Origin of the sequence: Thiopseudomonas alkaliphila (assembly GCF_001267175.1) — a bacterium.
GTDB classification, from domain to species: domain Bacteria; phylum Pseudomonadota; class Gammaproteobacteria; order Pseudomonadales; family Pseudomonadaceae; genus Oblitimonas; species Oblitimonas alkaliphila.
Map to the genome: position 1 here is coordinate 643,076 of NZ_CP012358.1, position 13,186 is coordinate 656,261.

Here is a 13,186-nt window from a genome sequence, read left to right on the forward strand (position 1 = left end):
GATATTACGCCTCCATCAGTGCTGTTAGTGCCTCGGTTTGCTCTGTAAAGTCACTAAACGACTCCACTCCCTCTTGACCAAAATAAAGAGCTCGCTTAAGCCACTTCTCGATGTCGTCGTCTTTAAACAACTGTATGGCGATAACCGCTAATGCTGCTAAAATTCCTACGATAATTCCTGCTGGTCCAAGCCAAGCGGCTCCTCCCAGCAGCACAGACCACACTAAGGCAGCACCACCTGCAAAAATTCCAATACCACCAATAGTTAGCCATGTTCCTACAGCTTTATTCGTCTGCATTTCCTCTTGCCCTTCAATAACGGTCAACACCCCTGCGATAATGCCGCCAACACCACCTAAGAGGCGCCCAACCGTAGAAAGCGCTTGGCTATAGCTTTTAAAAAAAGTTACGTTACCTAACAGTGGGATCGGCTTAATGCCCCACGAAAAATGCCGTGCCATCGCCGCTGCCGTTTCTGCTAGTCCACCCACTAACGCAGCCATGCCACTGCGCACCTGCCAATAGGCTATTTTTACTTTCTTAGCAGCACTGGCTGAACCTACTTTCTTATTGGCTTCTGCCTCAGCTTTGGCGAGTTCCCCATAAGCCGTACTCACAGAAGCCGCAGCAAACAAAGCACCAATCACTCCGCCTTTCACTTCAAGCGAGCTAAAACGTCGTACTGAAGCCGCATACAACCGCTCAAAATCATGCACTTGCACATGCGTTGCAATCGTGGCTGCTCGCTGAGCACTGGGCGTTCGTCCGCTCATCATTTGTAAACGCTTGAACTCTGCCTCATCTACCACGATAAGGGCTTTACCGCTCACCACTTTCTCAGCCTGTTGATCATAAACTTGGCGTCCACCTGAGCGATATAAACTGCCACGCCCACCCGACATATCGGCTATCGCCGTTGCCAACGTACGGGCCACGGCTTGCCTTGAACCTGTAAACTCCACTGCTGCTAATTGCTGGCCTGGCAACGTGGCAGCTAAGTTAGCGCGCATAAAACTAATCGCGAACCTATCGGGTAACGCTGCCGCACCCCACACCAACCCTCTATCAATAAAAGCGGTGGCGCGTTCAGCAAGCGGGCCGCCCAATGCAAAAAACAAACTTGAAAGCTGTCCACTCAATTCTAACCATTTCGACATACCAAACGCTGCAAAGTGATCTTCTACTTTTTTATAAACAGCCAACCCAAGAGGATTAATCGGATCTCGTGGGTTACTAGAAGATTGTTCGCATAAGGTTTTTACATCATTAATCAACTGTTCTTGATTAAACGCCATAGCGCGTAAAAAGATATTGGTTGGATCACTGGGATCCTCTCCTAACTTTTGTTTAAGGTATTTTCGTACGCTACTGCGTCCAGTACTATCGCTAATAATAGCGTTAATCGTTAACAAGTAATCACGCCCATTATCCGGCATTTTAGTGTCGTAATTATGCATAAAAGCTGCTAATAACTGTGGCGATTGTAGCCATAACAAATACGCCGAATCCAATGGCTGCAGCACACGGCTTTCGTGGGCCGCCAACTGTTCTTGATAGTTTTCTAAAAAGCGCGTCATGCCGTCTGCATCATACGCCTTGCTGTATTTGCTCCAGCGTTCGCTAGCGATTTTAATCTGCTCTTCCATGGGCACCTCTTTTAGCGCTTCCACCTGCTGCTCACTCCACGTAGTGGGGTGAATTCCTAGATGCCGTGTCGCCGTGGGCGAAATTATGGACAACATGGTCGCTTTTCGCAGCTCGGCGCCATACCGCTTTTCGCCTTCTTCTTTAACTGCGCCATTCATGATCGCCATGCGAACAGATTCCAGTTGTGAGGCGGACTCTAACTTATGTTGACGTGAAGAATGATCTGTCCACTCCGCGCCGCGTCTTAATACCAAGTGATTCACTTCCATGGTGATGCCCACCGGATCTGCCACCATCGCAATCATCGGTGGCACACCCTTTTCTGTTTCTTGCTCGCCCCATGCTGCAAAACGCTCTGTCATGCCGCTTGTACCAAAGTACTCATGAGGAGAGTAACTGAACGAAGGATGCTCCGCATAAGCCGTAACGGTAATCGTGGGGAGTACAATGACATTTTCCCCTGTAGGCCCAGGTTCCTCGCTAGGCGATTGTAGGACCGACACCGACTCGGTAACAGTTTGCACTAGCTTTGGCCTAGGTGCCGATGGTATTTCAACAAACTCATTAATGGCCTGTGTTAATTGGTTAAACGGCAAGGTATCCGCCTGTTGCGTGTTGCCAGCAACCCACGCTTGTACATCCACCATTTGCATGTGTTGATCACGCACCGTTTGCTTACGATGCGCTTGCAGCACATCCCACGTCCATGCGGTATCTGAAAACCCAAGCCACACCTTGCCAGCATCTTTAGCGTAAGGAATAGTCACACACCGCGCCTTAAACTCATCGTCTGTTAAATCGCAGCTAAACTCGGGCACTTCAGGAGGCGGGACGATGTCGCGCGAATCTTTGGCAGGATCATTTAAATCACGTCCTGACACCTTCATAAACTCATACAAGTAGCCCATCTCTGATACCGCGTAGCCTTTCCATTCACCGCGCACTTCATTAAATACATACAAAAAACCCGCCCGCAATAAGCGGCCTGAGTATTTAGCTGAGTTCGCTGGCAAAGTAATAGCGTTGCCTTTGTCATCTTTTAACAATTCGCTTTGTTGTAAGGCAGCTGGCAAGTCTAAAGCACTGCCTTTATCAGTACGAGCCACTGCCGCACGCATGGGCAAAATAGATAAACCTTCTTTCGTGCAATAAGGGCACGTGGCTTGGCTGGATTCCATCATGACATCATCCTCTGTCGTTGTTGGTGCATGTCCGTCACGTATTGTTGGAGTGTGCTTTCGTCTAAGGGCTGGCAAAGCTGTATGTAGCTTTGCCCCGCCTGTGCTTGTTGTAAACGCTCTTGCATGGCGGGGTGTTGATGCAACAATTCGCCGTAACGAAAACGTTGCTCCACGTACAAGCAACTATCTTCTGGATCGCTCAATTGGGCTTTTGCGGCGTGTAGCCATTCATTAGCTTGTATCACCTGTTGTGTATTATTTTCATCAAAAGTAGGCATCATGTTTAGCCCTGCTAAACACTGATTCAGTAAGCCTAAGCCTCCTAGATGCAGCCATTGCTCAGGGGTAAGGCGCAATATATTCATTGGGCATTTTTCAGGGCCTGCTAAACTCTGCCATTGTCCTTTCGCATCACACCAACTCCACTGCGTGATACCTTTCAACAGATAGTCCAACTGAATAGGGCGCAATACCCAATGCAAATGACGAAAAACACGCGGGTCGTAATAGCGAAAAAACGCTTTACCTTGTGGCCCGAACAGAATTAAACGTTCAGTGAGCCGATGCTGCAAGGTAGCAAGCGGCAAAATACTATCAATCAAGGCTGAAAAATAAGGGCGTTTGCTAGAACGTTGCTGAGCAATTATATAATCTAGCAAGCTGATGCGAGCCTCTGCTTCCATAGCATCGAAGGCTACTAGCAAAGGCATTTGGTCGGCCTGTTCGGCCAATTCTCTTGGCACCAACGGCATGTGAGGCACGTCTTGCCACAGCGATGCTTCTACCTGTAAGGGATTAATCAGGCCGTAGTTATGCTGCTGCAAAAGATGATGATCAAACATGAGCATCCTATTTACCCTAGCGGCACAATGCCGTCTCCTGCGCTATCAGCACTATTCAAGGCATATTGACAAGCTCGTTCTATCCCCCCTGTCGCCTGCCCTGTTGCCATGGCTGCTGTGGGCACACTGCCCCCACCCGGCCCTTCCAACTGCTTTATCGCCGCTTTAAACTCTGCCGCCCCAGGGCCACCAATTTCGATATTGCCGCCGCTGAGTTTAATGTAGGCATTGCCCGCATTAAGCAGCAGCTCATCGCTGCCGCCTAAGTTGACGCTGGCTTGGCTGCTTAAGGTGACGTGTTCTTGAGCGGCCAAGGTGGCGCTATCGCTTTGGGCTTCTATGCTTACACGGCCAGTGGCGGCATGAAGCTTGATGCCCGTGGCATCAATGCTGCTTTTGCCTTGCTTTTCGCCCTGGGTGTAAAGGGCAATGCCTTGGGTGGCCACAGCGCTAAACTGCCCTTGCACGGCAACGTTAAGGTGCTCACCCGCGGTAAGGCTCAGGGTATCGGCGGTACTGTAAATAGCGCTTTGGGGGGTCGTGGCCACAAGGCCTGCTTGCCCGTGAACAACAAGGTGCGGATCGCTCCAAGCGGTGGCGGTGCCTGTGCCCCCTTGGCCAAGGTCGGTGCCTTCTTCGGTGGCGCTTAAGGCTTCCATCAATGGGGTGTGGGCGTGAATGGCGGGAAGGTCTTCGGCAGCGGGCTCGCCTTTAAGGTTGGCGCCTTGCTTGGCGGCCACATCAGCGAGTTGGGTAGCGAGCGCTTGAGCGTGTTCGTGCATGGCGACGGCGTTTTGGGCATCCATGGCATCTTGGCCGGCGGCACTGCTCAGCAGTAAGCCTTTGCCAGCGCGTACCGCGCCTTGGGCAGCGGTGGTTAGGGCTGCACCATAGCCTTTATCCGCTTCGCGGGCGTTATCGGGCGCATGCTTTATATGGCCTAAGTACAGGGCGGTGTCGTAATCGGTGGTAGAAAGTGTAATACCACTTTGTTGAGGGCTATCATCAAAGCGTAATTGGCGATAGCCGCCCGTGCCCTCGGCACTGGTGCTAAGATCTTGAGTTTTAAGGCCACTGAACACGCCGCTATGCTCGTTACCACTAAACCACATGGGCGCATTGCCTGTGGCACCACTGCCGCCTTGGGTTACTTGGTTGTGGGGCGCATCCTCTTGGCCTTGGCCGTTATATAAGCTCGCCACCACCACGGGGCGGTCAATATCCCCTTCTAAATAGGCTAACCACACCTCTTGCCCCACCCGTGGGGTAAATACGCTGCCCCAGTTGCTGCCCGCCACCGGCGTGGCAACCCGCGCCCAGGTGCCGGGCACAGCTTCGGCCGTGGCGTTATCGCGCCGGTGCGGATGCGCTAAGCGGCTGGCACTGAGGCTGCCGCGCTGCCAATGTTGCTGCACCATCACGCGGTGGTCGCGGTCGGTGTACACAGGGCCTTCGGCCCCCACCACAATAGCGCTTTGCCCGCCCATTACAGTGGGCGTTGGCTGGTGGCGTAAGCCATAACCTTCAGGCGTGCGCGGGCGATAGCTGTGCTTGGCATCTAACACAGTAAAATGGTTTTGATAAAACGGTGGGGGGTCTTCTGTTGTGGGGTGGCTTTCCCACAATCGGCCAAGCAAGGTATCGAGCTGTTGGCGCATGGTGGCATCAAAATTGTTGCGCGCCTCGTGCCGCACCGACAAACACACCTGTGCCGTGGCGGCTTGGGTGGCATGGCCACTGAGGCTAAAGCTCATACCCGGCGCTAAACGGCGCACCGTGCCTATACCTGTCACAGTAAATGCTGGCACCTCTTTGGCATCTAAGTGCTGCTGAATACGTTGCTCACCTTGGGCGTGCGTAGCATAGGCATAAGGGCCTGATATATCATCATCCACCGCCGGAGCAGATTGGCCAGTTGCTTGCGCCACAACTTGGCGGTTCGATAAGGTGCGGTAATCCCAACTCGCGCGCTTCAGCTCTCCTCCTTGCCAGCGGCGTTGGGGCTGCCACTGCTGGATAGTGTCTTCTGCCTCGGTGGCATCGGCGCGGTGGAAGCGCAAGGTTTTGGCTTTACCCACCTCAAAATTGGCATTGCTATCACTCAATACCAGCGTGTGCTTGCCCAAGGTGGGCGATTGCTTATCGCCTTCGTGTTCAAACCAATAAAAAATACCTTCTTCTGCCAACAGGCGGGTTATAAAGGCGAAATCTGTTTCTTGGTATTGGCTAGTGACACTACGGTTAAGGTAAGTGCCGCTGAGCGCCCAGCGCCGAGCTGGTACCACCACACCCTGGGCATAGTGTTCAAAAACACGTTCCACAATCTCTTCCACGGTGAGGTTGTGAAACACATAGCTATCGGTGCGGTGGTGCAGCAAGGCTAGCCACGGCTCCACTTGCAGCCGATAGCGCGCCACGCCGCCATTGCTGCCCGCTTGTTCACACGCGGTAATATGCCCGTGAAAGGGCCGCAAGTTGCGGCGAGAATCATCACACTGTAGTTCAATCAACACAGGACTGCCAAGCAAGGGCGCCAAGGGCAATTGGGCATCAGGGGAAAGGCAATCCACTTGAAAACGAAAGCCGCCTGCATCCACCGATTCCACACCGCTAAAGCGTTCTACCACTAGGGGCGCACCGTTGGGGACACTGACCGTTAGCAATCGGTTTTGCTGCTGGCCAGTACTGAGTAAAGCCCGTAGTTGCTGTAACAGTTCCATGTGTTGTCCTCTGTTCCGTATTGCTACTTAATGTTGTAAGTAAATGCGCCTTTTTTGGTGGCTCCCACTTTAATCTGTGCGATGGGCTCGCCCTCTGCCATGCGCGCCAATACCGTGTCGGCCACTTCAGGTAACAAGGTACCGTTTAAGATGTTGTCTACGTTGCGCGCGCCCGAATCCACCTCAATACAACGGGCTAGCACTGCCTCTACCAACGCATTTGAATAGCTAAAACTGGCTTGGTGGTTAGCAGCAATACGTTGCCCAATACGATCCAATTTCAATCGTATGATTTGCTCAAGCACGTCATCGCTAATAGGGTAAAAAGGCACAGGTGCTAAACGCCCTAAAAACGCCGCTTTAAAGGTTTGATGCAAAGCAGGCATTAACAGTTGGTGCAGTTCATCCGGGGTGGGTAACTCTTCTGGTGCTTTGTTTAAGCACGCTTGCATCACCTGTGAGGAGCCCACGTTACTGGTAAGAATAATCAAGGTGTTGCGGAAATCGATCTCACGGCCTTCGCCGTCTTCCATTACGCCTTTATCAAACACTTGGAAAAATACTTCGAGCACATCGGGGTGAGCTTTTTCCACTTCATCCAACAACACCACGGAATACGGGCTGCGACGCACGGCCTCGGTCAGTACGCCGCCCTCGCCGTATCCCACATAACCAGGAGGTGCCCCTTTAAGGCTAGATACCGTATGAGCTTCTTGGTATTCACTCATGTTGATGGTAATCAGTTTACGCTCACCGCCGTATAAGGCATCCGCTAGGGCTAAAGCGGTTTCTGTTTTACCCACGCCAGAAGGGCCTACAAACAAAAACACCCCTTTGGGCTTGTTCGGATCTTCAAGGTTGGCTCTGGCTGTACGCACGCGTTGTGCCACGGCTTCAAGCGCATGATCTTGGCCGATCACCCGCTCTGCCAAGGTGGGTTTTAATTGGCGCACGGTGTTAATTTCATCTTTCACCATCTTGCCTAAAGGGATACCCGTCCACGAAGCGATAATCTCGGCAATCACATTGGCATCCACTTGAATAGGGATCAGGGCTGTTTCCCCCTGCAGCACGCTTAGCTCTTCAAGCGCGGCTTGCAATGCTTTGCGTGGATCATCCCCTCCCTTTTCTTCATCTGTTTTATCATCATTATCAATAGCTTGTCGCAATGACTTAATGCGATTCACAAGCTCTTGTTCTTGCTCCCACTGCGCTTGATAAGCGCTAAGCTGGACGCTAATCTCTTGCTGTTCTGCCTCAAGCGCTTGCAAACGCGCTTGGTGGTTACTGCCGGCTTTTTCTTCACGCTTGAGTGCACCTATTTCAGCAGCTAAGCGCTCAAGCTGTTTGTTGGCATCATCTATCACAGCGGGGGTTGAGGTTTGTGCCAAGGCAACGCGTGCGCAAGCAGTATCAAGCACGCTCACCCCTTTATCAGGCAATTGGCGGCCCGCTACATAACGGTGCGACAAGCGACAAGCGGCGGTAATGGCTTCATCTAAAATGCGCACATTAAAGTGGGCTTCCATTAACGGCACCATGCCACGCAACATGGCAGCTGCCAGCTCTTCGCTAGGTTCTTCTACTTTAATAACCTGAAAGCGGCGGGCTAAAGCGGCATCTTTTTCAAAGTATTTTTTATACTCGCCCCAGGTGGTGGCAGCAATAGTGCGCAATTCACCGCGTGCCAACGCAGGTTTGAGCAGGTTTGCCGCATCCCCTTGCCCCGCTTGGCCACCGGCACCAATGATGGTGTGGGCTTCATCAATAAATAAAATGATAGGCACCGAGGATTTTTTTACTTCTTCAATCACGTTTTTTAAGCGGTTTTCAAACTCCCCCTTAACGCTAGCACCAGCCTGCAATAACCCCATATCTAGCGTATGCAGCGCTACGCCTAACAGCGGAGGCGGCACATCATCAGCCACAATTTTGCGTGCCAGCCCTTCTACCACTGCGGTTTTACCTACACCCGCCTCCCCTGTAAGGATGGGGTTGTTTTGGCGGCGGCGCATTAAAATATCAATCAACTGGCGTATTTCTTGGTCGCGGCCAATCACAGGATCAATCTTACCTTCGCGAGCACGCTCCGTTAGGTTGGTGGTGAACTGATCCAGTGCCGGAGTTTTGCTTAAGCCCTTGGCTGGTGCATCGGCCTCGCTAGAAGCGGCCTCTTGGTCATCAACCAAAGCTACGCCCTCGCTCGCTTCCGCTGAGCCCTCCGTGGCTTTGGCGAAGTTATGCTTGAGCTCTGGCAAATTAAAGTTATCAAACACGGGAGAAACACGACGCGCGATTTGCGCGAGATCATTCAAGGTTAATAACGCTAATAATAAGTGGCCAGAACGAATGCGTGTGGTTTGCCTATCCAAAGAAGCAATCAACCACGCTTGCTTAAATAGCACCGGTAAACGAGAAGAAAACACAGGGGTGCGGCTATTGCCCGTACGAAAACTTTTCAGCTCACGGTTCAGGTCTTGCTCCAAGGGCTCTAGGCTCACACGGCTATAGCGCGCTATCACAGCAATATCGTTTTGTGGCTCTTCTAACAGCGCTAAAAATAAGTGCTCTAAATCCACCTCATAATGCCCCTGCGCCATACACAAGTTAGCGGCACGCTCGGTGGCACGGCGGCAAGTATCGTTGAGCTTACTGATTAAGGTTTTCAAATTGATACTCATCCAGTGAGTCCTTCTCGTTATTAAGTAATCGTATTAATGAAATAGTTAGCGCCCTTGCGATCTTTTTTGCTTGGCTCTGAGCATAAGTAGCTATCGTATCCCAAGCGAGTACCAAGCTCGCCTGACAAGCTAATCTGTCGTATGCTTTCTTTTTTCAAAACTAATTGAATGTGGTACTCAAGAGTAAGCCCGGTTAGTAATGTAACCCACTTTTTTAGGGCTTCTGCTGCCTCAGCACCTGGTAAAAATTGGTTGAACTGTGAAGAGGCTATAGGGCCAATCCATAAACGCAATCGCAAGTCACGTTGCCACACTTGCGCCCCCAGCAATGCACTCTTACCCAACTGCACATTAGCAGCACCCAATTTAGATCGCTGCGCTTCCGGAATGTCATACCAAGCCCCTACAAACTGCTCTACTCTGACAGGCACAGCAAAATGCTCCTGCAAAACTCGCTCAATAGTACTGGCTGCTACCGGTTTTTCTGTGAAAACTCCCGCATAATATGCAAGTGATTGCTCAAATACGTTGCCTTTAGTTGTACTTAACCCTTGTAATGAGTTTTTTGATGCTAACCCAACCAGTGCCAGCAGTAACTGCAAGCTAGGTTTTTCATCATTCATCTCATATTGGATGTCTAATCGATATTTTTTCCAAGCCTCATAAAATAAAGCCACTGCGCGATTCGTAAAAATATCTAGAAAAGCCCTAGCGGTAGGATCTCTTTGGTATAGCTCTCTGCTACTCAGCTTTTCCGTATAGCCAGCTGGCAAAACCCCTTGCACCCCGAGCATGCCCATAAAAGCTGGCGTTATTTCTACCGTACTCACCTCACTCGGATCGTTGGCAACAGCTTCTGTGCTACTAAAAGCTGCGAGCTTCTCTATTTCACTAGCGGGAAAGCTCATGCTTAGCGTGTTATTAAAACGCAATCGCTTTGAAAGTATGTCTTGCTTTCTCACGCCGTTATGTGCAAGCAAATGCTCTAGCACGCGCACCGCTTGAAAAAAATGAAAACGGTATGGCTCCTTCAGCAAGCGGCTTGCTACACTAGGATCGATTCGCCGCTGCGCACTGGACATCGCACAAGCTCCTCTTCAGTATTGCTTGAAATTAATACTAGCTGTGTGAAGCTATTAGCTTGGCCATATAAAGCAAAAAACTGCTCTAACACCTTAGTAAACACATAGATTCCACTACCGATAAAGTGGCTTTCATCAATAGTTAGACGAATCTCAACACCACGAACGATGCTGCCAAATGGTTTTCCTGAGAGCCAAGTTGTAGCTGGACTATGTTCTAATCCTACTATGCCATCAATTTGACTTGCTGAAGTAGTGGAACGGGGTAAATCATAAAGACGTAACATTTCACGCAAAGCGCTAACGCCACCTTTTAATAAAGATATTTGGTTAAGAGAGATATGTGAAATTAAACGCCATTGATTCCCTCCCTCACTATCAAAGCGCCATGAGCGAGTTGGCTTGCGTAATAAACTAATAGAGCGAGCCAATGAGCCACCTTCCATAACTAAGTCACCTCCCTGTATTCCATAAGCTAGCTGAGAAGGCAAGTCACGGTTTGTACAAGTTACATCGCAACTGAGTATTTCTATAGAGGGGGTGGTAGGGTCAAACGCAATATCCACCATGGATAACTCCATTTCATATCCAGGATTCTTGTGTGCGACTTCATGGTTGCGCCTTGCTACCCAATAGCTTTCATTAGCATCTGGAGCTTCACCATGCTGCAATGAATAGAACGGTGGGTACTCAATTACTTCATCACCTTTTTGGGTTTTACGAATACAAGATACATGATCAATAGAGTGAATCTCGTAAGCCCAAGCTCTACGAGAGTCTGCCACAATCGGATAACTGCTTTTCGTTTGACTTACATGGATAGGATCTGAAGCCTGAGAAAAAAGGTTTACCACTGGGCTACAAGATTGTTTAAAATTATCTTTGGTAAGCACATCCATCAACCGTGCTTCAACAGAATCTGGCGCTATATCTTTTAGTATAAAATGAAGGCTAAACTCCCGCCCCACTCGGTCTTTAAAGCTACTGAGATCCAGATCAAAAAAACCAAACTTTTCTGGGAATGCAAAGTATTCAGTTAACAATCTAAAAGCTGGCTGTGAACGTGCCGGAAAATCTATTAATGATTCATTTTCAGACATTCCAACAAGAGTTAATGGGTTATCAGATAAGGCTAACCACGAGTCTTTACCTATCTCAGGCTCTACGAATACTTGTTGAACATTAAGCATTAAGGCATCACGGAGAACAGCGCACAGCGAAGGCTCCCCATCTATAAATAAGCGTATGGTCTCTTGCCCCAACGCAGTCAGAGAAGCAGTTTGTCCTTGGAGAGAAAAACGTACACTTATTTGCGCCCCAGCTTGAGCAGACAAAGAAATAGCTGTTGGTACTTTAGCAATCGGTAAAAACTTCACAGCCGAGATCAATAATGGCGAGAGTTGTACATCGTAAGCGGTACGAAAGCGGCACTGAACACCATTGACTGGACGACTCAGTACTTCAGTACCTCTAGGCACTTGCACTATAGAAGTTAGCTTAGCTGCTGTGTTACCCAAATCAAAATGGGCTATCGAACAAGCAGGAAAAGGGCGTAGATAATGCGGGTATAAAACATCTAACAAAGATTCTGTTAGCTCAGGATAACTGTCTTCGATTTTCTTGGAAATACGAGCCCCCATTAATGCAAATGCTTCTATTAGATGCTCTACATGCGGGTCTTCACTAGTACCTGGTGCCATTAAAAGGCGCCCTGCTATTTTAGGATAGCGCTTAGCAAAATCGCGCGAATAATGACGCAAAAAAGCTAACTCGCGTTCATAATAAGGGAGTAAATCTTCCATGAGGCACACTCAATCAATAAAATCAAAAAAACGGCAGTAACAATTTAACTTAGGCGCAACCCAGTCTCAGTTGCTAGCCGTGGCCCGACGTCCTCTACTGATGGAATATTGCAGCGTCGTTGGCTGAAGCACTGCGTCAAAACTGATTGGCTCGTGCGACGGATGCATGAGTAATAGTGCGTTGATGGAGAAACGTAATGCACCGGCAGACTGCAAATCTTGTTGTAAATCAACGCGCACCTCTTTCAATCTTCTCTCATGACGTGCAAGCGCCTGCTCTAAAGAGCGGCACATATAATCTCGATCGAAAGAACTCGCAAGACTTAAATTAGAAAAATCGTGTATACCATAAGTTATTAAAGACCTCTGACACTCAGGATAGTTTTCGAGTATTCTTTCATCGTGCACACAGCGATTATTCAATAAGCTTTCAATATCCCTAGCAACAGACTCTTTGAATTCTTCTATAGATAAACGCTTAAAAATATCTTTTTTAACATGTTTGATATCATCATCAAACAATTTATCTAACAAACTCGGCTCTACACCTCGCATACTGTCCTGTCCGTTTTAGATTGCTTTTTTGAATACTAAAATAAGGCGCTGACAGCGTCAGCACCTTATAATAGAACTTAGGCTGTGAACGTTTTGTCGTTCTTGGTCAAGCTCCAAGCACCTTGTGCTGTACCACCAGAACCACCCTCGCTCTTCTGCTGCGTGTATTTCCATTGAATAGCAGCATACTTTAAGCCGAATTTTTCAACGGGAAGCCCTTCACCCTCAACTGCAGGCGCAACACTAGAGATAATAGCGTTTTTTAGCTTCACTTCGAGATACTTCACACGTGCACCGTCACCGTCTGCACGCATAAAATCGATAGTGATCTCTTTAAAGGTTTGACCACTTGAGCATGCTTGATATAGCTGTGGGCTAACTAAATCTAACTCCTTCTCAAATACCATATCCTCATGCTCACAACGTTCTGCAGTATGACCACCAGCAGAGCTTGATGTAGCAGATTTAGGTTGAGAAATAGCATGCGACCAAGAGTTTACCTCTATCCAGCCAGCATGATCTTTATCATTAGACTCACCTTTAATGTTTGGGCCATCAAATTTTACATATATGTCTTTCATTATCATTCCTTATAAAGAAAGATATTTTAGTCAGTGGTAACCTACGTCACCCCCATAAGTGCTAGTCATAATTGACAGCACATTTGCCAATGCTTT

The 13,186-nt window shown here is 49.1% G+C and carries 8 protein-coding genes; all 8 read right to left on the reverse strand.

The genetic code is table 11. The features are described 5' to 3' along the window. Nucleotides 1-4: 4 nt before the first annotated feature. A complete protein-coding gene (locus AKN87_RS03095; RefSeq protein WP_053102431.1) occupies nucleotides 5-2,827 on the reverse strand; it encodes a T6SS effector BTH_I2691 family protein in 2,823 nt (940 codons plus the stop codon). Next, entirely contained in the window at nucleotides 2,824-3,669 is an 846-nt protein-coding gene (locus AKN87_RS03100) for a DUF4123 domain-containing protein (protein ID WP_053102432.1), read from the reverse strand. The genes AKN87_RS03095 and AKN87_RS03100 overlap by 4 nt, the downstream gene beginning before the upstream one ends. 11 nt (nucleotides 3,670-3,680) lie before the next feature. Then, nucleotides 3,681-6,389 carry a type VI secretion system Vgr family protein gene (locus AKN87_RS03105; protein WP_053102433.1) on the reverse strand — a complete coding sequence of 903 codons (2,709 nt, stop codon included), beginning with the start codon at nucleotides 6,387-6,389 and terminating at the stop codon, nucleotides 3,681-3,683. Between the two features lie 23 nt (nucleotides 6,390-6,412). Further along, nucleotides 6,413-9,064, reverse strand: coding sequence for a type VI secretion system ATPase TssH (gene tssH / locus AKN87_RS03110; protein ID WP_199533078.1), 2,652 nt, complete (start codon nucleotides 9,062-9,064; stop codon nucleotides 6,413-6,415). A 26-nt stretch (nucleotides 9,065-9,090) separates the two neighbouring features. Continuing rightward, a complete protein-coding gene (gene tssG / locus AKN87_RS03115) occupies nucleotides 9,091-10,152 on the reverse strand; it encodes a type VI secretion system baseplate subunit TssG (RefSeq protein WP_053102435.1) in 1,062 nt (353 codons plus the stop codon). After that, on the reverse strand, nucleotides 10,116-11,954 hold the full coding sequence (gene tssF / locus AKN87_RS03120; RefSeq protein WP_053102436.1) for a type VI secretion system baseplate subunit TssF: 1,839 nt from the start codon (nucleotides 11,952-11,954) through the stop codon (nucleotides 10,116-10,118). The genes tssG and tssF overlap by 37 nt, the downstream gene beginning before the upstream one ends. A 66-nt stretch (nucleotides 11,955-12,020) precedes the next feature. After that, nucleotides 12,021-12,488: a type VI secretion system baseplate subunit TssE gene (gene tssE, locus AKN87_RS03125; RefSeq protein WP_199533074.1), complete on the reverse strand. Its 468-nt coding sequence runs from the start codon at nucleotides 12,486-12,488 to the stop codon at nucleotides 12,021-12,023. Between the two features lie 98 nt (nucleotides 12,489-12,586). Next, nucleotides 12,587-13,090 carry an Hcp family type VI secretion system effector gene (locus AKN87_RS03130; protein WP_053102438.1) on the reverse strand — a complete coding sequence of 168 codons (504 nt, stop codon included), beginning with the start codon at nucleotides 13,088-13,090 and terminating at the stop codon, nucleotides 12,587-12,589. Between the last annotated feature and the right edge of the window lie 96 nt (nucleotides 13,091-13,186).

Bases quoted from the DNA above. Each gene is read 5' to 3' on its own strand.
- AKN87_RS03095 (WP_053102431.1), bottom strand. From the start codon at position 2,827: ATGATGGAATCCAGCCAAGCCACGTGCCCTTATTGCACGAAAGAAGGT.
- AKN87_RS03100 (WP_053102432.1), bottom strand. From the start codon at position 3,669: ATGTTTGATCATCATCTTTTGCAGCAGCATAACTACGGCCTGATTAAT.
- AKN87_RS03105 (WP_053102433.1), bottom strand. From the start codon at position 6,389: ATGGAACTGTTACAGCAACTACGGGCTTTACTCAGTACTGGCCAGCAG.
- tssG (WP_053102435.1), bottom strand. From the start codon at position 10,152: ATGTCCAGTGCGCAGCGGCGAATCGATCCTAGTGTAGCAAGCCGCTTG.
- tssF (WP_053102436.1), bottom strand. From the start codon at position 11,954: ATGGAAGATTTACTCCCTTATTATGAACGCGAGTTAGCTTTTTTGCGT.
- AKN87_RS03130 (WP_053102438.1), bottom strand. From the start codon at position 13,090: ATGAAAGACATATATGTAAAATTTGATGGCCCAAACATTAAAGGTGAG.